Source organism: Acrocarpospora macrocephala (assembly GCF_009687865.1).
Classification (GTDB): Bacteria; Actinomycetota; Actinomycetes; order Streptosporangiales; family Streptosporangiaceae; genus Acrocarpospora; species Acrocarpospora macrocephala.
In genome coordinates this window covers 151276-170721 of the sequence record NZ_BLAE01000005.1, presented here as the reverse complement: position 1 = coordinate 170721, position 19446 = coordinate 151276, and the positions used below count along the sequence as shown (strand labels likewise).

At 68.8% G+C, this 19446-nt stretch carries 19 protein-coding genes; 15 read left to right on the top strand and 4 right to left on the bottom strand.

The window, feature by feature from the left end:
- Nucleotide 1: 1 nt before the first annotated feature.
- From Amac_RS03770 to Amac_RS03735, 8 genes are read left to right on the top strand one after another with little or no spacing between them, the layout of a single operon-like run.
- The gene (locus Amac_RS03770; protein ID WP_155352881.1) at nt 2-760 is read left to right on the top strand and encodes an enoyl-CoA hydratase/isomerase family protein; all 759 of its coding nucleotides are present in this window, start codon (nt 2-4) and stop codon (nt 758-760) included.
- Nucleotides 761-766: 6 nt separating this feature from the next.
- The gene (locus Amac_RS03765; RefSeq protein ID WP_155352880.1) at nt 767-2293 is read left to right on the top strand and encodes a sugar ABC transporter ATP-binding protein; all 1527 of its coding nucleotides are present in this window, start codon (nt 767-769) and stop codon (nt 2291-2293) included.
- Between the two features lie 2 nt (nt 2294-2295).
- A complete protein-coding gene (locus tag Amac_RS03760) occupies nt 2296-3303 on the top strand; it encodes an ABC transporter permease (protein WP_170322297.1) in 1008 nt (335 codons plus the stop codon).
- A gap of 24 nt (nt 3304-3327) precedes the next feature.
- Nucleotides 3328-4290: an SDR family NAD(P)-dependent oxidoreductase gene (locus Amac_RS03755; RefSeq protein ID WP_155352878.1), complete on the top strand. Its 963-nt coding sequence runs from the start codon at nt 3328-3330 to the stop codon at nt 4288-4290.
- Nucleotides 4287-4604: a Dabb family protein gene (locus Amac_RS53490; protein ID WP_170322296.1), complete on the top strand. Its 318-nt coding sequence runs from the start codon at nt 4287-4289 to the stop codon at nt 4602-4604. Before Amac_RS03755 ends, Amac_RS53490 begins: the two co-directional genes overlap by 4 nt.
- The gene (locus Amac_RS03745; protein ID WP_155352876.1) at nt 4601-5794 is read left to right on the top strand and encodes a cytochrome P450; all 1194 of its coding nucleotides are present in this window, start codon (nt 4601-4603) and stop codon (nt 5792-5794) included. Before Amac_RS53490 ends, Amac_RS03745 begins: the two co-directional genes overlap by 4 nt.
- 26 nt (nt 5795-5820) lie before the next feature.
- Entirely contained in the window at nt 5821-6024 is a 204-nt protein-coding gene (locus Amac_RS03740) for a ferredoxin (RefSeq protein ID WP_155352875.1), read from the top strand.
- Between the two features lie 20 nt (nt 6025-6044).
- A complete protein-coding gene (locus Amac_RS03735) occupies nt 6045-7244 on the top strand; it encodes a CaiB/BaiF CoA transferase family protein (protein ID WP_155352874.1) in 1200 nt (399 codons plus the stop codon).
- Nucleotides 7245-7251: 7 nt separating this feature from the next.
- Here the strand turns inward: Amac_RS03735 and Amac_RS03730 are convergent, their stop codons facing one another.
- Nucleotides 7252-8499, bottom strand: a complete 1248-nt coding sequence (locus Amac_RS03730) for an acetyl-CoA hydrolase/transferase C-terminal domain-containing protein (protein WP_218040864.1) — start codon at nt 8497-8499, stop codon at nt 7252-7254.
- Nucleotides 8500-8558: 59 nt separating this feature from the next.
- Between Amac_RS03730 and Amac_RS03725 the strand changes: the two genes are divergently transcribed.
- From Amac_RS03725 to Amac_RS03715, 3 genes are all read left to right on the top strand, one after another.
- Entirely contained in the window at nt 8559-9443 is an 885-nt protein-coding gene (locus Amac_RS03725; protein ID WP_155352872.1) for an HpcH/HpaI aldolase/citrate lyase family protein, read from the top strand.
- Nucleotides 9434-10606 (top strand): acyl-CoA dehydrogenase family protein, encoded by a 1173-nt coding sequence (locus Amac_RS03720; protein ID WP_155352871.1) that lies wholly within the window; start codon nt 9434-9436, stop codon nt 10604-10606. Before Amac_RS03725 ends, Amac_RS03720 begins: the two co-directional genes overlap by 10 nt.
- Nucleotides 10607-10723: 117 nt before the next feature.
- Nucleotides 10724-11434: a FadR/GntR family transcriptional regulator gene (locus Amac_RS03715; protein WP_170322295.1), complete on the top strand. Its 711-nt coding sequence runs from the start codon at nt 10724-10726 to the stop codon at nt 11432-11434.
- Between the two features lie 35 nt (nt 11435-11469).
- Here Amac_RS03715 and Amac_RS03710 read toward each other — a convergent pair whose 3' ends face one another.
- Nucleotides 11470-11994 (bottom strand): MaoC family dehydratase, encoded by a 525-nt coding sequence (locus Amac_RS03710; RefSeq protein ID WP_155352869.1) that lies wholly within the window; start codon nt 11992-11994, stop codon nt 11470-11472.
- Between the two features lie 89 nt (nt 11995-12083).
- Between Amac_RS03710 and Amac_RS03705 the strand changes: the two genes are divergently transcribed.
- The 3 genes from Amac_RS03705 (at nt 12084) to Amac_RS03695 (ending at nt 14070) form a co-directional block, all read left to right on the top strand.
- Complete coding sequence (locus Amac_RS03705) at nt 12084-13016, top strand: phosphotransferase (protein WP_246268065.1); 933 nt, start codon at nt 12084-12086, stop codon at nt 13014-13016.
- 83 nt (nt 13017-13099) lie between these two features.
- Entirely contained in the window at nt 13100-13681 is a 582-nt protein-coding gene (locus tag Amac_RS03700) for a hypothetical protein (protein WP_155352867.1), read from the top strand.
- A 47-nt stretch (nt 13682-13728) separates the two neighbouring features.
- Complete coding sequence (locus Amac_RS03695; RefSeq protein WP_155352866.1) at nt 13729-14070, top strand: DUF5713 family protein; 342 nt, start codon at nt 13729-13731, stop codon at nt 14068-14070.
- A 16-nt stretch (nt 14071-14086) separates the two neighbouring features.
- Here the strand turns inward: Amac_RS03695 and Amac_RS03690 are convergent, their stop codons facing one another.
- On the bottom strand, nt 14087-15277 hold the full coding sequence (locus Amac_RS03690) for an FAD-dependent oxidoreductase (RefSeq protein ID WP_170322294.1): 1191 nt from the start codon (nt 15275-15277) through the stop codon (nt 14087-14089).
- Nucleotides 15278-15365: 88 nt separating this feature from the next.
- Here Amac_RS03690 and Amac_RS03685 point away from each other — a divergent pair, with 88 nt between their 5' ends.
- Nucleotides 15366-17894, top strand: coding sequence for a LuxR family transcriptional regulator (locus tag Amac_RS03685; RefSeq protein ID WP_155352864.1), 2529 nt, complete (start codon nt 15366-15368; stop codon nt 17892-17894).
- An 18-nt stretch (nt 17895-17912) separates the two neighbouring features.
- Here Amac_RS03685 and Amac_RS03680 read toward each other — a convergent pair whose 3' ends face one another.
- Entirely contained in the window at nt 17913-19364 is a 1452-nt protein-coding gene (locus tag Amac_RS03680; protein WP_174900139.1) for a pectinesterase family protein, read from the bottom strand.
- Between the last annotated feature and the right edge of the window lie 82 nt (nt 19365-19446).

Genomic DNA, 19446 nt, shown 5'->3' with positions numbered 1-19446 from the left:
AATGTCGAAGATCGCTCCAAGGCTGGCGGCGTACGCCGGCAAATATCAGCGCGTCAGGCTCGAACGCGACGACGCGGGTGTCCTGCTGGTCACCCTGCACACCGATGGCGAATCCCTGATCTGGGACACCACCGCCCATGATGAGCTGGCGTACTGCTTCACCGACATCGCGTGTGACCCGGAGAACCGCGTCGTCGTGCTGACCGGCGCGGGCGAGGCGTTCTGCGACGCCATCGACTTCACCAGCTTCACCCTCAACACCCCCGGAGACTGGGACAACTCCGTCTTCGAGGGGCAGCGCCTCCTCAACAACCTGCTCGGCATCCGGGTCCCGGTGATCGCCGCCGTCAACGGGCCGGCGTCCGTGCATTCGGAGATCCCGATCATCTCCGACATCGTGCTGACCTCGGACACGACGTACTTCCAGGACGCCCCGCATTTTCCCGGCGGAATCGTTCCCGGCGACGGAATACACACCGCCTGGCTGTACGCGCTGGGACCGAAGCGGGGGAAGTATTTCCTGCTCACCGGGCAGAAGCTCACGGCCGCTGAGGCCAAGGACGCCGGCGCCGTCGACGAGGTGCTCGCTCCCGATCAGGTGCTGCCCCGCGCCCTGGAACTCGCGCATGAGATGGCCCAGAAGCACACCCTCACCCTCCGCTACACGCGTGAGGTGCTGACGCGGGAGCTGAAAGGCCTCATGCACGACCAGATCGGCTACGGCCTGGCCCACGAGGCCCTGGCCGCGCTGGACATGTGACCGATCATGACAGCGGACCCACTGCCCCCGCCCGTCCTCGAGGCTCGCGGCGTGACGATGACCTTCCCCGGAGTCAAGGCACTCACCGAGGTGTCCCTGACGGTCGGCGCGGGTGAGGTGATCGGGCTGGTCGGCGAGAACGGCGCCGGGAAGTCGACGCTCCTCAGCATTCTCTCCGGGTCGTTGCGGCCCGGAGCGGGGGAGATCGTGGCCCGTGGCCGTACCCTGCACCTGCATAACTACGCGCAGGCCAACGAGGCGGGCATCTTCCGGGCGCATCAGGACCAGGGCCTGATCGACAACCTGACGGTCGCGGCGAACCTCTTCCTGGGGCACGAACGCCGCTTCTCCCGCGGCGGGCTGCTCCAGCACCGGAGGTTGCTCGCCGCCGCGCGCCGGCAGATCCAGGCCGACACGATGCTGGCCGGCCGGGTCAGCGAGATCGACCAAGTGGGCGATCTGCCGCTCGACGTGCGGCAGCTGGTGGAGATCGCCCGGGCGTTCGCCGTCGCCGAACTCCTCGAGGTGAGCCGGCCCGTCGTCCTGCTCGACGAGACCACCGCCTCGCTCAACCAGGACGAGGTGACCGAGCTCTTCGCGCACGTCCGCGACCGCCGCGACCGCGCGTCCTTCGTCTTCGTCAGCCATCGGCTCAACGAGATCCTGGAGCTCTGCGACCGCGTCTACGTGCTCAAGGACGGCGTCGTCGTGGCCGAGCGCAAGGTCGGCGAGACCAGCGAGGCGGAGCTGCACCGGCTCATGGTGGGGCGGGAGCGCGAGGAGAACCACTACCTGGAGGACCGCAGGCGCACGCAGTTCGGCGCGGTCCGGCTCAAGGTCGACGACCTCAGCTCCGGGGACGAGTTCCACGGCGTCTCCCTCGACGTACGCGAGGGGGAGATCCTCGCCGTGGGCGGCATCACCGGCTGCGGGAAGTCGCATCTGGCGCGGGCGATCGCCGGTGACGTGCGCGCGTCGGGGACCGTCGAGGTCGACGGACGCCGGCTGCCGAACCATCGACCGGCCGCGCGCCGGGGACGGCTCGCCTTCGGGCCGCTCGACCGGCATGCCGAGGGAGTGAGCCTGCTCCAGAGCGTCCGCTGGAACATGACGTGGTCGAGCTTGCGGGACCACAGCCGCGGCCCCTTCCTGAGCCCGCGCCGGGAGAAGCGGGCGGTCGCGGCGGGAATGGCCAGATACCGGGTCGCGGCGCCGTCGATGGACACCCGGGTCGGCGCGCTGAGCGGCGGCAACCAGCAGAAGGTCATGCTGGCCAGGCTCGCCGGTTCCGGCGCCCGGGTGCTGGTGCTCGACAACCCCACCCGGGGGGTCGACGTCGGAGCCCGCCAGGAGATCTACGGCCATCTGCGCGACCTGGCGGACGCCGGGTTCTCGATCCTGCTGGTCAGCGACGACCTGCGCGAGCTGATCGGCATGGGCGACCGGGTGGCGGTGATGCGAGACGGCCAGGTCGTCCGCGAATGGGAATCCAGGGGGCTCACCGAAGAACAAATCATTGTGGGGATGGTCTAGCGATGCCGGAGCAAGTGATCGAGAAGCCGGTTGCCCCGGTCGCGAGGCGATCCGGGCGGAAGCCGGGTAAGAGCGGGTTCGGAGTCTGGGTGCCGCGGCTGCTGCCGTACGCGCTGCTCGTGGGTCTGGTGGTGTACTTCACCGCGCGCAGCGCCCTGTTCCTCACCCCGGACAACATCCTGATCATCCTGAGGTCGTCGTCGGTGCTGGCCGTGATCGCCTTCGCCGCCACCTTGGTGATCATCGCCGGCAGCATCGACCTGTCCGTGGGCGGCATCGCCGCGCTCACCGGGACGATCGCCGCGTACCTCACCGTGGAAGGGCATCCTGGGGCGATCTGGGTGGCGCTTCCCATCGGGCTGGTCTGTGGCCTGCTCAACGGGGCCCTCGTCGCGTACGCGAAGCTGCCGTCGTTCCTGACGACGCTGGGCGTGCTGTTCATCCTGAACGGGATCGCGTTGCGGATCACCGGCGGCGCCTCGCAGCTGATGGACAACGAGCTGCTCGACGAGCTGGTCAACGGGGCGAGCGTCCTGAACATCCCCAACATCATCTGGTGGGCCGTCCTGGTGGGCGGGCTGGTGTCCGTCCTGGCGTACCGTACGCCTTTCGGCCGGTACGTCTACGCGATCGGGGGCAACGAGCGGGTCGCGCGCCTGTCGGGCCTGAAGGTCGAACGCACCAAGCTGCTGCTGTTCGGACTCTCCGGGCTGCTCTCCGGGGTCGGCGGCCTGATGCTCATCGGCCAGGGCAGCGGCTCTTCGCCGGGCATGGGCGACTCGTTCCTGCTGAACGCGATCGCCGCGGTCGTCATGGGCGGCACCGCGCTCAACGGCGGCAGCGGCGGGCCGCTGCGCACCATCGTCGGCGTTCTGACGCTGGGCATCGTGACCAACGGCATGACCCTGACCCAGGTGGATCCGAACTACCAGACGGTGATCTTCGGGGTCATCGTGCTGCTGGCCGTGATCGTCACCGTCCGCCGTGCCGAGACCGGAGTGGTCAAGTAGCCCTCGTATGAAGGAGAGGTAGCCATGACAAGCGTACGTTTCGACACCCGGGTGGCACTCGTCACCGGCGCGGGCGGCGGGATCGGCCGGGCGCACGCCCTCGCCCTGGCCGAGCGGGGAGCGAGGGTGGTGGTCAACGACTACGCGGTCTCCATCAAGGGAGACCACGAGCAGGACGACCGCGCCCAGTCGGTCGTCAACGAGATCAAGGCGCTCGGCGGCGAAGCCGTGGCCAACCGCGACAGCGTGGCCGACCCCGAGGGCGCGGCCGCGATGGTGACGCAGGCCCTCGACACGTTCGGGCGGATCGACATCATCGTCAACAACGCCGGGATCAACGCCTCGGACGCCATCCAGCACGAGCCGGGACCGGCGTACCAGCAGCACATGGCGGTGCACCTCGAAGGCCAGCTGCTCACGGTCCGCGCCGCTTGGCCGCATATGGAGCGTCAGCGGTACGGCCGGATCGTGAACACGAGTTCCGCCGCGGCCCTCGGGTTCGTCCAGCCGGACGGCACCTGGTACGGGTCGTACGCCATCGCCAAGGGCGGCGTGCTCGCGGCGACGAGGCAGCAGGCCGGGGCGGGCGCAGCGCACAACATCAAGGCCAACGCCATCCTGCCGCTGGCCATCAGCCGCATGGTGGCTCCACTGATCCCCGGGACGACCGTGCTCGACTACATGGAGCGCCACACCGGCCCGGCGCACGTCGCGCTCGCGGCGGCCGTGCTCGCCTCCGAGCAGTGCCCCGTGTCCGGGCAGGCGTTCAGCCTCAGCGGAGGCCGGGTGGCGCGACTCGTCTACGCGTCCCCGCTGGGCTACGCGAACCCGGACCTGACGCCGGAGAGCGTGCTTGCGAACTGGGATCAGGTGATGGGCGAGTCCGACGCGGAGCACCGCCTGCTGAACTTCTACGAAGCCGTGGACAACGCCTTCGAGTACACGCTCCTGCAGCGGGCGGGCATCGGCGCGGAGGTGGCCCTGTGATCCGCCACATCGCGGTGATCAAGCTCAAGCCCGGCTGCACCCCGCAGCAGGAGCAGACCTTCATCGACATGGTCGAGGACCTGGTCCACCACGTGGACGAGATCGTGTCGATGAGCGTCGGCCGGAGCGTCGGCCTCGACGGCTCGCCCACCGGCGCGGTGGCCCTGGCCGCGGACTTCGCGAACCTGGCCGACCTGAACACCTACCTGACGCATCCGCGCCACCTGGCGGTGTCCGCCTACGTGGCGGAGATCAAGGAAACGGCGATGGGCGCCGACTTCGAGGTCGGCCGTGAGCGATTGGACCAGCCGTGAAACCCGACGTGCCCACGTGGCCCTTCACCCGCGAAGATCCGCTCCTGCCGCCGCCGGAGTTCGACGAGCTGCGGGCCAAGTGCCCGATCACCCAGGTCGAGATGTGGGACGGCTCGCGCTCCTGGCTCGCGACCCGGGCCGACGACATGCGCGCCATCCTGCGCAACCCGGTGATGTCAGCGGATTCGAGCCTGGCGGGCTATCCCAACTCCAGCGCGAACCACGCGGCCTCCCGTGGCGGGCAGAAGGGCTTCATCCGGATGGACGCGCCCGAGCACGACGTGCAGCGCCGGATGCTCACCACGAAGTTCTCCATCCCCAAGGTGGCGAAGCTGCGGGAGTTCGTCGAACGGCTGGTCGACGAGCTGCTCGACCGGATGGAGGCGCGCGGGGGACCGGTCGACCTGCTCGAGGCGCTGGCGGCGCCGCTGCCGTCGATGGCCATCTGCGAGATCATGGGCCTTCCCCCGCAGGACGCGCCGTTCCTGCTGGGGCGGGTCAACCAGTGGATGGATCTGAACAGCGATCCCGGGCGGTCGGCCGCCGCCGCGGCCGAGCTGTCCCGCTATCTCGACGACCTGATCACCGAACGCCTCGAGAACCGGGGTGAGGACTTGGTGAGCCAGCTTCTCACCGAGCAGTTCGAGCCGGGGAACATCTCCCGCCTCGACCTGGTGGGCATGCTGAACCTGCTCATCGTGGGCGGATTCGACACCACCGCCAACATGATCGGCCTGGGCACCGTGCTGCTGCTGCGTCACCCGGACCAGATGGCGGACCTGCGGGAGAACCCGGAGCTGATGCCGGGCGCGATCGAGGAGATGCTGCGCTATCTGAGCGTGGCGCACCACGTGGCCTCGCGCGTGCCCAAGGAGGACGTCGAGATCCGCGGCGTCTGCATCCATGCCGGTGAGGGCGTGATCGCGCCGATTCCCGCGGCCAATCACGATCCCGGCGTCTTCGCGGAGCCCCAGCGGTTCGACGTCCGCCGCGACGCTCGCAGCCACGTCGCGTTCGGGTTCGGGATCCATCAGTGTCTCGGGCAGAACCTGGCCCGGCTGGAGCTGCAGGTCGTCTTCACCAAGCTGCTGTCCCGCTTCCCCACGCTGCGGCTCGCCGTGCCCGAGCACGAGCTGGACTTCCGCAACTCGATGATCTACGGGGTGAGCGCCCTCCCGGTCGCCTGGTGACCCCCGTCCCCCTTGGAGAGAGACTCATGACCAAGATCGAAACCTTCCAGGAGCGCTGCATCGGCGCCGGCAACTGCGTCGAGGTGGCCGCGAAGTACTTCGACCTCGACGAGGACGGCCTCGTGGTCGCCCGGCTCGACGAGGTGGCGGCCGGCGACGAGGAACAGGCGGAACGCGCCGCCGACATCTGCCCTGCCGTGGCCATCGTGCTCCACCAGACAGCCGGCTGATCGTGATGAGAAAGGGTGCCATGGAAAGCACGGGGGGAGCCCTGTCCGGGCTGAAGGTCGTCGAGTTCGCGCACGTGATCGCGGGCCCGCTGGCCGGCGCGCTGCTGGCCGACCTCGGCGCCGAGGTGGTGCATGTGGAGGATCCGGGCATCGGCGACCCGCAGCGCAGCGCCGGTCCCGCCAAGGACGGTACGCACCTGTGGTGGAAGGTGGCGGGGCGGAACAAGCGGTCCGTCACCCTTGATCTGAGAACCGACGCGGGTCGTGAGGTCGCCCGCGAACTGGCCGCCTGGGCCGACGTCGTGATCACGAACTTCCGGGTTTCCACCCTCGAGAAGTGGGGGCTCGACTATGAGGCCCTGCGGGAGGTGAACCCCAAGGTCGTCCTGCTCCAGGTCACCGGCTACGGGGCCAGGTCGGGCAAGCGCAACCAGCCGGGATTCGGCAAGGTCGGGGAGGCGATGAGCGGCGTCGTCAACATCACCGGATTTCCGGACAACGCCCCTGTGCATACCGGTTTCTCCCATGGCGACTCCGTGACCGGGCTGATGGGCGCGTTCGCGATCCAGGCGGCCCTGTACCGGAAGGCCACCGATCCCGATTTCGCGGGCGAATGGATTGACCTGGCGTTGTACGAGAGCCTGTTCCGCCTGATCGAGTGGCAGATCGTCTTCTACGACCAGCTTGGTGAGGTGCCGAGCCGGGCGGGGAACCGGTTGGCGGCCGCGCCGGCCGCGGTGATCAACACGTTCCGGACCAGCGATGATCGCTGGATCACCGTGACGTCCGGGACACCCCGGTCGGTCAGCAATGTCGCGGCGTTGGTCGGTGAACCGGCTGAGCACTATCTGACCCGGGCCGATCAACTCGAGCGCAACGCCCGGCTTGACTCACTGGTGCGGGCGTGGATCGCCGAACGACCGCTTGAGGCGTGCATGCAGGCGATGCGGGAGTGCGAGGTGGTGGCCTCCCCGATCTACTCCGTGGAGGACATCCTGGCCGACGAGACGTACGCCGAGAACGGAAATGTCGTGACACTCGATGATCCGGATTTGGGCAGGGTGCGGATGCAGGGGGTCGTCCCGCGGCTCGCCAATCACCCGGGCAGCGTGCGGCACACGGCTCCCGCGCTCGGGGCGGACAATGACCACGTCTACCGGGAGTATCTCGGGATGACCAGCGATCGCCTCGAGGAGCTGCGCTCGTCCGGAACCATCTGAGCATGGGTCAGCGAGCGCGTAGACCGGCCCGGTCGTCCGGGTGGGCGATGCCGATGAGAGCACGGGCTCGTTCGTCGGCGCTGCGCCCCCGCAAGTCGGCCGTCCCGTGTTCGGTCACCACGAAGTCCACATCGCTCCCCGAGGTCGTGACCGTGTGTCCGGCGGGAAGGTACCGGACGATCCGTGACACTCCAGACCGCGAGCGGGCGGGGAGCGCCAGCACGGCCGCGCCGCCGGGGTTCGCGTGCGCGGCCCGCATGAAGTCCGTCTGCCCGCCGCCGTTCGCCACCCGGCTGCCGTGCACGTACTCGGCGTTGACCTGCCCGGCCAGGTCGATCTCGAAGGCGGAGTTGATCGCCCAGAGCGAGTCCAGCTCGCGCAGGCGCTGGGGATCGTGTGTCTCGGTCACCGGTCTCAGCAGCACGTCCGCACCCCATCCCCGGGGATCGCCGCCGAGGATGCCCGTCGCCACATGCCTGCCGCGGTCGCGCCCTTTGCGGCTGCCGGTGACGGCTCCGGTGGCGAGCAGCGCCTGCAGCTCACCAGGCAGGATCCCCGAGTGAACGCCGAGGTGGGATTTGACCGACAGCGCGTGGATGACGGCATTGGGGATCATACCCAGCCCGAGCTGCAGCGTCGCCCCATCGGGGACCAGCGCCGCGACATGATCGGCGATCCGTCGCTGAACGGCGTCAGGGGGACCGGCGCTCGGCTGGCGCGCGACCAGCGGAGCCGCCGCGATCACCTGGGCGGCTCTCCGGAGGGGTACGCCCCCGGCTCCTGGATACGGGAAGGCATGGGCCACTTCGAAGCCGACCCGCGCTCGCGTGGCGAGGGCGGCATCGCTGAAACCGATCATGTCGCCGTGCGTGACGTAACCCGGATCCGTGGTGAGTCCCACTCTCTCGACGAAGATGTCGAAACCGAGCTCACCGCTGCGAATCAGCCGGTCGAAGTCCCAGAGCGAATTGGGGATGAAGTCGACGTGCCGGGCGAGCCGGCGGGGGATTCCACCGCCGACGGTGACCAGCCGCAGCGTTCCGGCGGTGACGTCGGACATCGCGTCGTCGATGAAGGCCCACGCTCCGGAGAGGTCGGCGATCAGCAGGGTGAGCCTCCGCTGCGATGCCCGGGCCTCCCGGATGAGCGCGGTGACCAGGGTCTCCGGCAGCTGGGGCGACATGGCCGCCAGCACCACGGGCTCGGCGAGCCCGGACATGAGCTCCCGGGCCGCGTCGCCGGCGGAGATCGTCATCGTCATCGTTGTGCCTTCAGGGGTTGCGGAAATCTTAACTTATGAACAGAATCATAAGTATGAATTTCGGGGCAGGGGAAGGGGCAGAGTCCATCGAGCGCCTGCGGGCAGCGCGATCTCTCCTGTTCGTGCCCGCGGATGATCGGCGTAAGGTGGCGCGGGCCTGGACGAGCGGTGCCGACGCGGTCGTGCTGGACCTTGAAGACGCGGTCGCGCCTGCCCGCAAGGACGCGGCCCGGCAGCTGGTGAGCGAGGTTCTCCCGGCCGCCGCGCTCCTGATCCTCCGGGTCAACGGTACGGACACGCCATGGGCCGCCGAAGATCTGCGCATGCTGGACGGTTTGTCCGTGGACGCGGTCATGCTGCCCAAGGCGTCACCGGAGTCGCTGGTCGCTTTGGGGGACGAAGGTCCTCCCGTCATCGCGCTGATTGAGACCGCGGCCGGGCTGCGCCGGGCGTACGAGATCGCTTCCCACACCCGTGTCGTCGCGCTGGCTCTGGGCGGCGCCGATCTGGGCGCCGAACTGGGCTGGGCCGAGGATCCGGCGGCGGCGGAGCTTCTGCACGCGAGATCGGTCCTGGTGGTGGACTCGGCGGCCGCCGGGATACGCGCGCCGTTCGACGTCGTCCATCTCGCCGTCGGCGACCCGGATGGCGCCCGCGTCGAGGCGGAGCAGGCCCGGCGGCTCGGCCTGGGGGGAAAGCTCTGTATTCACCCGCGCCAAGTCCCGGTCGTCAACACCGCCTTCGCGCCGTCCCAGCGGGAGCGAGAGCAGGCAGCTCGGGTGGTTCAGGCCCTTGATGAGGCTATGGACCTTGGATCGGCGGTCGCCGTGGTCGACGGCAAGCTCGTCGACGCGCCCGTCGCACGCCGGGCTCGCGCCACGCTCCGGGCCGCCGAGGTGCATTCAGTGACAACATCGAAAGAGGCGCAATGCAACTGACAACCGAGCAACGGGACATCCTCGCCCTGGTTCGCGACTTCGTGGACGCCGAGGTCGCCCCGTACGCGTCAGAGTTCGACCACCGGGACGAGTTCCCTGAGGAGATGGTGGAAAAGCTCAAGGAGATGGGCCTGTTCGGCATCACGATTCCTGAGGAATATGGCGGGCTCGGGCTGGATCTGCTGACGTATGCCCTGGTCGTGAAGGAGCTGTCGCGCGGCTGGATCAGCCTCTCCGGCGTGGTGAACACCCACTTCATGGCGGCTTGGATGATCGAGCATTTCGGCACCGAGGAGCAGCGCGGCAAATACCTGCCGAGGATGGCCACGGGCGAACTCCGGTCGGCGTACTCCATGACCGAGCCGCACGCGGGGTCCGACGTGCAGGCGATCCGCACCCAGGCGGTGCTCGACGGCGACTCCTACGTCGTCAACGGGCAGAAGATGTGGGTCACCAACGGCCTGCGCGCGGGCATGGTCATGTTGCTGGCCGTCACGAACCCGGCGGCGGAACCGCGCCACCGCGGGATGACCGCGTTCATCATCGAGAAGGAGCCGGGGGCGCACGAGCAGCCCGGTCTCACGGTCCCGCCCCAGCTCCAGAAGCTCGGATACAAGGGCGTCGAGTCGACCGAGCTGGTCTTCCAGGACTTCCGTACCCCGGCGTCGTCGGTTCTCGGTGGCGAGGACGGGGTCGGGCGCGGCTTCAAGTACTTCCTGGCGGCGGTGGAGCTGGGGCGGGTCAATGTGGCCTCCCGGGCGCTGGGGCTCGCGACCGCGGCGTTCGAGGCCGGGATCAGGTACGCGCAGCAGCGGGAGACCTTCGGACAGCCGATCAGCGACCACCAGGCCATCCAGATTAAGCTTGCCCAGATGGGCACAAAGATCCGGGCCGCGGAGCTGATGGTGGTGGACGCCGCCCGGCTGAAGGCGAGCGGGGCCCGCGCGGATCTTGAGGCCGGCATGGCGAAGTTGTTCGCCACCGAGGTCGCCCAGGAGGCGACCCTGGAGGCGATGCGTATCCACGGCGGGTACGGCTACTCGAAGGAGTTCGTGGTCGAACGCCTTTACCGCGACTCGCCGCTCCTTATCCTTGGCGAGGGGACGAACGAGATTCAGCAGTTGCTCATCGCGCGCCGCCTCATCGAACAGCACAAGGTGTGACGCATGGATCACGAAGTCGAAAGCCGGGACGTACTCATGAGTGCCGACGAGGCCGTAGTCTCACGAGTTATGCCTATGGGGTTCCTGACCACGACGCAGGGTCAGTTGTCTCGTCCCGTGAAAACGTCCGAGCGCATCGCCGCCGCGCTCGTGGAAGACGTGATCCGCGAGGGTCTTCAGCCGGGTGACCGCCTGCCGAACGAAGCGGCGATGGTCGAGCGCTTCCGGGTCGGCAAGGGCTCGCTCCGCGAGGCCTTGCGAATCCTGGAGGTCTACGGCCTCATCAGCCTGAAGTCGGGGCCCGGTGGCGGGCCGATCGTGCAAGCCGTGGATCCGCGGGAGGTCGGGCGGACCTTCTCGCTCTACCTGAGCCTCCGCGGCGCCACCATCACCGAGCTCATCGAGACGCGCATGTTCATCGAGCCGATGGTGGCCCGCCTGGGCGCCCAGAATCGCGACCCGCGGGCGCTCAAACGGCTGGAGAAGGCCCTTGAGGCGGAGGCGGCCGTCTCGGAAGGGGACACCCGGTACGTCCAGGCGGCCAACGACTTCCACTACGTGGTGGCCAGCATGACGGGCAACAGCGTGTTCGACCTGGTGGCGACCGCGCTGAAGGAGCTGTACACGACGAAGGTCGTCGAGGCCGGGATCACGGCCACGACGGTTCAGAAGACCATCTGCGCGGAGCACAGGGAGATCGGCAAGGCCATCCTCGACGGCGAGGCCGACGAGGCGGAACGGCTGATGCGTGAGCACATGGCCTTCTACCTGGGCCGGCTGAAGGACACCAATCCGGCCTTCACGGCGTTGCGGATCTCCTGGGGTTGATGCCCTCCGGGGTCGGCCGTACGGCTGACCCCTTTTCAGGCCGTCATCGGCCCCGTCTTGGCCGTGGGGAAATAGTCCTGGCCGTAGCCGCTCTCCCGGCTGGGCAGCATGACCGACCTGTCCCAGGACAGGACCTCGTCGCCGTCCTGGTTCAGGCCGCGCGTGCTCATGGAGACGATGCCGAAGCCGGGGCGGGACGCGCTGGCGCGGGTGCCGGTGCAGATGCTCTCCGCGTACAGGGTGTCGCCCACATAGACCGGGTGTTTGAGCCTCAGGTCGGTCATTCCGAGGTTGGCGACGGCGTTCTGGCTCATGTCGATGACCGACAGGCCGAGGACGAGGGCGATGGTGAACCCGGAATTGACCAGGATGCGCCCGCCGGACACGGGGTTCTGCTGCGCGAGGTGCGCGTTGAAGTGGTACTGGTTGGTGTTGCACGTGAGCAGCGTGAACCACGCGCAGTCGGCTTCGCTGATCGTGCGTCCGAACGGATGCTGGAAGACATCGCCGGTGACGAAGTCTTCGAAGAACCGGCCGAGCTCCGCCTTGTGAACTGTCATGGATCAAGCCTTTCTTATTCATGCGTATCATACGCTCGATGCGTATAAATTGCCATCCGGGGATGCGTGCTCTGCCATACTCACCACCCGTGAAGGACAAACCGGAGGGTGTAGACGAAACCCACCTGGCCGCCGTGCTGGCCGACGTCTGGGGGCTCGACATCCGGGGCCTGAGACATCTCCCGCTCGGGGCCGGAAGTCATCACTGGTCCGCCATCGAAACCTCCGGCCGGACCCGCTTCGTCACCGTGGACGACCTCGGCGATGACTCGTCCCGGGAGTTCAGCGAGCTCGAACAGGCTCTCTCCACTGCCCAAACCCTCGGACGGGACCTCGACTTCATCGTCGCCCCCATCCCCACCCGAATCGACACGCCCCTCTGGTGGCTCAACCCCCGGTACGCCGTCTCGGTGTTTCCCACCATTGACGGCGAATCCGGCGACTTCGGCGCTCACCCCCCGCAGGACCACCCCGAGGTGACGGCGCTGCTCGCCGAACTCCACCAGGCCACTCCGGTCGTGGCGGCGACCGCCCCGCACGCCGACCTCGCCCTGCCAGGCAGGGACAACCTCCATGACGCCCTGAACAACCTCGGCCACCCCTGGACAGGCGGCCCCTTCTCCGAACCGGCGCGCCGCCTGCTGACCACCCACGCGCCCCACATCGAACGCCAGCTCAACGAGTTCGACCAGCTGGCCGCTGAGGTACGGCACCGCTCCCAGGTCATCACCCACGGCGAGCCTCACCCGGGCAACTTCATCCGCACCCGTACCGGCCTGAAACTCATCGACTGGGAGACCGCGCGCCTCGCCCCGCCCGAACGCGACCTGTGGATGCTCGACACCCTCGACGCGTACACGGAAATCACCGGCTATGTCGCCGACTCGGCGGGACTGTCCTACTACCGCCTTCGCTGGCAGCTCACCGACATCGCCATCTTCGTGCGCGAACTCCGCGGCCCGCACCAGGCCACCCAGGACATCACCGACTCGTGGACCTACCTCAACAGCTACTTCGACTAAGACCGGTTGCACTGACGCGCGTCCGCGCGGCTCGCGGGCTAGCCTCGATATGACGGCGTGTCCGGCATTCTCGTGGAGCAGAGATGAAACTCATCGAAATCGCGAGGTCATACGCGGAAGCCGACAAGGAGGACCCGGAGGCCACGACAACGATCCGGCTTCACCATTACCTCGAGGCCTGCATGGTCGAAGACACCCGCGCCCGGAGGCTGCTGACGGAAACCGGATTCACGGTCCCCGAACGCGGCAAGCCGGAACCGCTCGGCGACGGCGGCTTCCGGCTGGAGCATGGCCTCAACCACGCCATCGGCTGGGCCCGAGGCATGCAAGCCGGCCTTGGCGGCGACGCGGACTGGAGCCTGTGCTTCCTCGTGGGCGGCCTCGCCGGATCGGGCTCCTTCGACCGGTGGCTGCGTCGCCGGGGCGTGGACTTGGACGCCCTGTCCGGCAGACTGCGCGAAGAATTCGGCGAGGCCGCAGCCGTATGCGGCACAAGACCCAGATACTCCCTGGATCCCCCCATCCGCCTCCCGAAGCCGGAAGCCGAAGCCCTGATGCGCGACCTGCGCTCCCGCGGCCTGAAATTCATGATGAACTACAAGGACGACGGCACAATAATCATCATCCCCGAGGAAGATCCTGTTCCGGGAATGTCGGTGTCGTGAGGCAGGATGGGTGACCGTCTGATCGCCGTCATGACGGGAGCCCCGTGGTGCCGCTCACCAACCAGCAGGTCGTGGATCGTGCCTTCCTCAAGGGGATGTATGCCGATGGCTACTACCCCGACGAGGTCGTCGACAAGGGCAGGGAGATCCTGCTGAGGTTATGTGCGCGCATCGAGGCCCAGCGGCCCGCCGACCTGACCGCTCTCTACGTCTTCACCCACGCGGCGACCTGCGAGTTCAACGACCTTCAGGACGACTTCTGGGAAGCCGGCAGCGAGATCGAGACCGTCGCGCGGGAGTTGATCGCCGAGGAGTTCTGGTTCGTGGCCGACGCCTACGGGTTCGCGGACGCGGACGCCGAAGAGCTGATCGGCACTCGGGACTGGTGACGACACGGCGCGGAGTTCATGGACGGGTCGCGGCCCAGGCGGCGCGAAGGAGGGTCCGGAGGTTGATCAAATCGGATGCGGGGATGGCGCGCATCGCGAACAGGTAGACGCGGCGGGCGAGCTTGGGATCGCGGTGGGCTCCTTTGTTGATCAGTTTCTGCACCGGGTTCATGGGCCGGGCCAGGGCGTCCTGCCGGCTGAACCGGTCATGGCTCACGATGAAGCCGAGCGCTTTGCGATAGGCGGCGATGCCGGCTTCGAGGTCCCAGCCGTCGAGCAGCGCCGGAGTCGTCGACTCCACCAGCCATTCGGCGGCCCGGAACGCCCAGCCACAGCCGACGGCCGGGGTGGGATCGCCGGTGATGGCCGCGTCCCCCACCAGCACGAGCCCGGGCCTCGGGGCCGGATCGCGTTTCACGCACGGGTAGTCGTTCGTCCCGATCACCTTGGAGACCCGCTCGGCCGAGGACAAGTCCGGCGCGTCCGGAAGGGACGCCATGAATCGCTCCAGCGCGCCGGCCCGGTCGGCCTGGAAGTCGGCGAGCCTGGCCTTGGCCGGGAACGCCACCAGCATGTGAAGGTCATCGTCGGTCCGGACGAGGATGCCGACGTCCGGGTCCAGCGACCAGATCTGGCTTTCCGCCGGACCACGTGGGACAACCCCGCGATAGTACGCCCATAGTCCGAAACGCTCGTTGGGCGCCACGTCCTCGGCGACTCCCGCGAACTGTGCCACCGGCGACCGGTGCCCGTCCGCGCCGACGACGAGCCGCGCCGGGATCTCCTCGTCACCCACGCGCACACCGGTGACTTGCCCGCCCGATTCCATCAGCCCGGTCACCGTACGCCCAAGCACAAGGTCGACACCGGGGGTGCCGGCCGCGAGCGTCCGCAGGAGGGGGTCCAGTTTCTCCCTCCGCAGGCTGATGCACTCGGGCAGGCCGGGTTCCGGCACGGCCCACCCGGCCGCGGTCCAGCGCGCGATGCCGCCCACGGCCGCGCCCTCGTCCACCATGGCCTGCCAGAGGCCGGTACGCCGCAACATCGGCTGCGTCCCGCCCAGCACGAAGTGCCCACACAGCGCCTTGTGCGTGGAGATGTTGTGGTGTTTCTCGATGATCGCGACACGCAGGCCGGCTCTGCCGTACAGGATCGCGGCGGTGCATCCCGCCACACCGGCGCCCACGATTACCACGTCGTATGTCATGGGACCACCGTGCGGCACCTCGGAATCCATCACATCGGTAGTGGATTACTGCATTCTCGGCGTACGGCATGCGCAGTACCCTGCGGCCATGAGCTCCTGGCCGCTGGTGGGGCGCGCGGGCGAACTCGATCGCATCGTGGCCGTGATGACCGGACGCGCCGGAAACGGCCTGGTGGTCACCGGCCCGGCAGGGATCGGCAAGAGCCGGCTGCTCTCCGAAGCACGGTCCAGAGCCGAGGCCGGGGGAGCGGGCGTGAACTGGGTCTTCGCCACGCCGGGCGGGATCCCACTGCTGCCCTTCGCGCACTTGCTGCCCGCCGCGGATGGTGAACTTACGCGTACGCTGACGGCGGCGGCCGCGCACATCACCGGCTCTGGCGCGCTGGTGATCGACGACGCTCACCTGCTCGATCCGGCGTCGGCCGCCCTGGCGCGGCATCTTGTCGAAGGCGCCGCGCTGCCCGTCGTGCTGGCCGTACGAGGCGAGGGAATCGCGGGGTGGTGGCGGGACCTTGAGCGAATTGCCCTGGAAGGGCTGACCGAGAGCGATACGGCCGAGTTGCTCTCGACCGCGCTCGGCGGTCAGGTGGAGTCGACGTTGCCCGCCCATCTGCTGCGGTTGAGCGGGGGAAATCCGCTCTTACTCCGCGAGCTCGTGGATGCCGCGACCTTCACCGAGATGAACGGCGTCTGGCGGCTGCTTCAGCCGATCTTCGAAGACACGAACCTGCCCGCGACCATCGCCGCCCGGCTGGACCGGCTCGCTCCCGCCGTACGGGCCGCGGCGGAGCTCGTGGCGCTCGCCGAACCGGTCGGCGCGGCCATCCTGGAACGCCTCATCGCCCCCGAGGTGATCGCCGAACTCGAGTCAGAGCGGCTGCTGACCGCCCCTCCCGACCGGCGCCGACACCTCGTCGCACTCGTCCATCCCCTGTACGGCGAGGCGTTACGCGCGACGCTTCCGCCGCTGCGGGCCCGCGACCACCGCAGAAGGCTCGCCGACGCGGTGGAAGCCGCGGGAGCGCGCCGCCGGCGGGACCGGGTCAGGATCGCGGTGTGGCGCGTCGAGGCGGGCGTGGCCGCCGACCCCGCGCTGCTTCGCGAAGCGGCCAGGGAGGCGTCGGAGGCGCTGGACCACCAGCTCGCCGGGCGCCTGATCCAAGCCGCAGTCGACGCCGATGGATCATTCGAATCGCGGCTGGCGCTCGTCGCCGAACTGCCCTACCTCGGAGAGGCCACGCGCGCCCTCGAACTGGCCCGGGCACTCGAAACCGATGCGCAGGACGACACGTCGCGGGCCCAGGTGCTCTCGGCACTGGCGCGCGTCCACCTGATCCGCGGCGAGATCACCGAGGCGAGGAACACGCTGGCGTTCGCCGCGCAGACGACGGCCGATCCACGGGTCAAACTGCGGCTGGAGATCAGCCGGGCTTCCCTGGCGTTCGCGGTCGGGTACATCGAGGAGTCGGTGGAGCTCGCGGATCGTATCCTCCAGCGGCATCCGGCGGATCGCGAGGTGCTCGCCGCCCTCGCGGTCACGCAGGTACGCGCGCTCGCGTGCGCGGGCCGGACCCGGGACGCCATCGAACTCGCCCATGTCGCGCTGGACGGCAGCGACGGCCCGCGCGCGGAGCTCATCCGCATGGCTCTCCTCCAAGCGCTGGCTCTCGACGGCCAGATCGCGAATGCCATCGAACTCGGTCAGTCCGCCCTGGAAGCGGAGGCGACGGGGACCGCCGCGACGTGGCGCGCCTACTGGGCTCACGATCTCGGGCAGGTATTCCTGCTCTCCGGCCGGCCGGCCACCGCCCGGCGCTGGCTGCGCGAGGCGCTGGCCGTGATGCCGATCCAGGGCATCGCGGCGAGCCCGCAGATGTGGGGTCTGGACGCGCTGAGCGAGGCGGAGTCCGTGCTCGGCGACGCGTCCCGGGCGGGGAAGGCGATGGAGCGGCTGCGGGCGGGCCTTCCCGGCGGGTTCGCGGCCCCGCGCCGGAGCGGCTCCGTCTGGGCCCGGTACGCCGAGGGCGATCTCACGGCCGCAGTCAACCTCGCCCTCAAACAGGCCGCCGAGCTGGAACAGGTCGGGTCACTGCTGATGGCCTCCTGGGTGCTGCACGACGCCGCACGCCTGGGCGCCGCCGCGACGGTCGCCGACGATCTGCGGCGTCTCGCGTCCTCCAGCCAGAGCGCTTTGCAAGCACTCATGGCCAGAAACGCCGCCGCCCTGTCCCGGCGGGACGCGGCCGCTCTCGACGAGATATCCCGCGAGGCCGCCGCGACCGGCTGCGTGCTGTGGGCCGCCGAGGCGGCGTCGACCGCAAGCCTGATCCACCGCGCCGAGGGCCGCCTCGGATCGGCACTGGCGTCATCGGCCCGCCTCAACGACCTGTCCCCGGCATGCGAAGGCGCCCGCACCCCAGGCCTCTCCTCGCCACCCGCGATCCTCACCCGCAGAGAACACGAGGTGGCCGGATTCGCATCACGCGGTCTCTCCGACCGCGAAATCGCTGACCGCCTGCACCTTTCCGTACGAACCGTCCACAGCCACCTGTACCGGATCTATCGCAAACTGAACATCGAACATCGAAGCCAGCTTCCCGACATAATCTCCCCCTGAGATCGTCCCTCGACCGCCTCAGCCGACGGGATTCCAGCCGTCGCCGCCGACCAGATACTTCTGCGGCGTGTAGTTCGCGGCTTGCGAGTCGCTGAGCTGGGGCCTGTTGGCGTTGACGCCCGCCCCGGAGCCCGTGTTCCGGTACTCGAGGAAGCGGGCGTTCCGCCACGAGTTCGATGACATGTCCGTCCACGGCTGCGAGGTGTTGATCGTCGCGTTGAGCGTCGACTCCCGGTACAGCACCTGCGCATCGGGCCGCCAAGGGCGCCCCAGAGTGGTCACATTGTTCGCGGCACCCGTGACGCGCGACCGGTAGAACAGGAACCCGTACGTCTTGGCCGCGGCGGTGCTGGCCGCGGTGATCGGCCCCCCGGTGCTGCGCTTCTCGAAGATGTCGCAGTCGTGGAACACGATGGTGCCGCCCCCGAAAATGAAGTCGACGGTCCCCTCCACGTAGGAGCCCCGCACGTACGCGCGCGCGGAGTCGTTGACCAGGAGGGTGTCCTGGTCGCCCAGCACGCGGAGGTTCGTCAGCGTCGTACGGTCGCCGTCCAGCCGGAGCGCGACGGCCTGCTGGCCGCTGCTGACGGAGTTTTCGTCGAAGTCGTTGGAGATCGTCAGGTTGGTGGCGGTGACGTCGCGGCCCGACACGATCGCGGTGTAGCTGCCGGAGGTGCCATGGCTGTACGCCGACCGGTTGTTGACGATCACGGTCTGGGACGGCGACGACCCGAGCCCCTGGAGCGTCACGTAGGGCTTGTTGACGGTGACGATCTCACGATAGGTGCCCGGCTTGATCGTGATGACGATCCGGCTGGCGTTGCCCGACGGCACCGCGTCGATCGCGGCCTGCACGGTCCGGTACCGCCCGGTGCCGTCGGACGCCACGGTCGGGGTGCCTGTGGTGGGCGTGGCCGTCGGTCCGGAGACCTGGTTGAACGCCCATTGCATGCGGGCGATGTCGGAGCAGGTCTCCTGGACGATCGGGTTGTTGCCCGCGGTCGAGCTGTCCTTGTTGCTGATGCACAGGCCGGTGGCCACGCTTCTGATCAGATACTTGCCCGAAGCGGCCGAGGAGGGCGTGAACGTCCACAGTTGGTTGGGTTTGGTGCCGTCGCCGCAGCCCCACTGCTGGAGCTGGGTGCCGGAGACGGTTGAGGAGCTGGGCACGTCGGCGCAGCGGCCGCCGTTGCCGTTGACGAGGTTGAACTGGCCGGACCCCTGCGCCTGCGCCCGCCACTGCTGGTCGGTGGCGGCGGCATTGCAGGCGACCTGCACGAGCAGGGCGCCGTTGGCGGTCGAGGCGCCGGCCACGTCGGCGCACTTGCCGCTGGATCCGGAGGCCAGCGTGTACACCCCGCCCGCGACCGGACCCGCAGTCGCCCGTGACGGCCACGAGGCGGCCACGATCATCGTCGTGGCCAGCAGGACCGCGGCGATGGGAATGCCGATGGTTGATCGCGAAGCCATGGTGATCCCTCGTTTGGAAGTCTGGTTTGCCGGTGGCACCCAGGGCCGGCCGGGGGAGCGCCCGGCCGGCCCTGGGGGATCG

Bases quoted from the DNA above. Each gene is read 5' to 3' on its own strand.
- Amac_RS03770 (WP_155352881.1), top strand. From the start codon at position 2: ATGTCGAAGATCGCTCCAAGGCTGGCGGCGTACGCCGGCAAATATCAG.
- Amac_RS03765 (WP_155352880.1), top strand. From the start codon at position 767: ATGACAGCGGACCCACTGCCCCCGCCCGTCCTCGAGGCTCGCGGCGTG.
- Amac_RS03760 (WP_170322297.1), top strand. From the start codon at position 2,296: ATGCCGGAGCAAGTGATCGAGAAGCCGGTTGCCCCGGTCGCGAGGCGA.
- Amac_RS03755 (WP_155352878.1), top strand. From the start codon at position 3,328: ATGACAAGCGTACGTTTCGACACCCGGGTGGCACTCGTCACCGGCGCG.
- Amac_RS03740 (WP_155352875.1), top strand. From the start codon at position 5,821: ATGACCAAGATCGAAACCTTCCAGGAGCGCTGCATCGGCGCCGGCAAC.
- Amac_RS03735 (WP_155352874.1), top strand. From the start codon at position 6,045: ATGGAAAGCACGGGGGGAGCCCTGTCCGGGCTGAAGGTCGTCGAGTTC.
- Amac_RS03730 (WP_218040864.1), bottom strand. From the start codon at position 8,499: ATGACGATCTCCGCCGGCGACGCGGCCCGGGAGCTCATGTCCGGGCTC.
- Amac_RS03725 (WP_155352872.1), top strand. From the start codon at position 8,559: ATGAATTTCGGGGCAGGGGAAGGGGCAGAGTCCATCGAGCGCCTGCGG.
- Amac_RS03720 (WP_155352871.1), top strand. From the start codon at position 9,434: ATGCAACTGACAACCGAGCAACGGGACATCCTCGCCCTGGTTCGCGAC.
- Amac_RS03710 (WP_155352869.1), bottom strand. From the start codon at position 11,994: ATGACAGTTCACAAGGCGGAGCTCGGCCGGTTCTTCGAAGACTTCGTC.
- Amac_RS03700 (WP_155352867.1), top strand. From the start codon at position 13,100: ATGAAACTCATCGAAATCGCGAGGTCATACGCGGAAGCCGACAAGGAG.
- Amac_RS03690 (WP_170322294.1), bottom strand. From the start codon at position 15,277: ATGACATACGACGTGGTAATCGTGGGCGCCGGTGTGGCGGGATGCACC.
- Amac_RS03685 (WP_155352864.1), top strand. From the start codon at position 15,366: ATGAGCTCCTGGCCGCTGGTGGGGCGCGCGGGCGAACTCGATCGCATC.
- Amac_RS03680 (WP_174900139.1), bottom strand. From the start codon at position 19,364: ATGGCTTCGCGATCAACCATCGGCATTCCCATCGCCGCGGTCCTGCTG.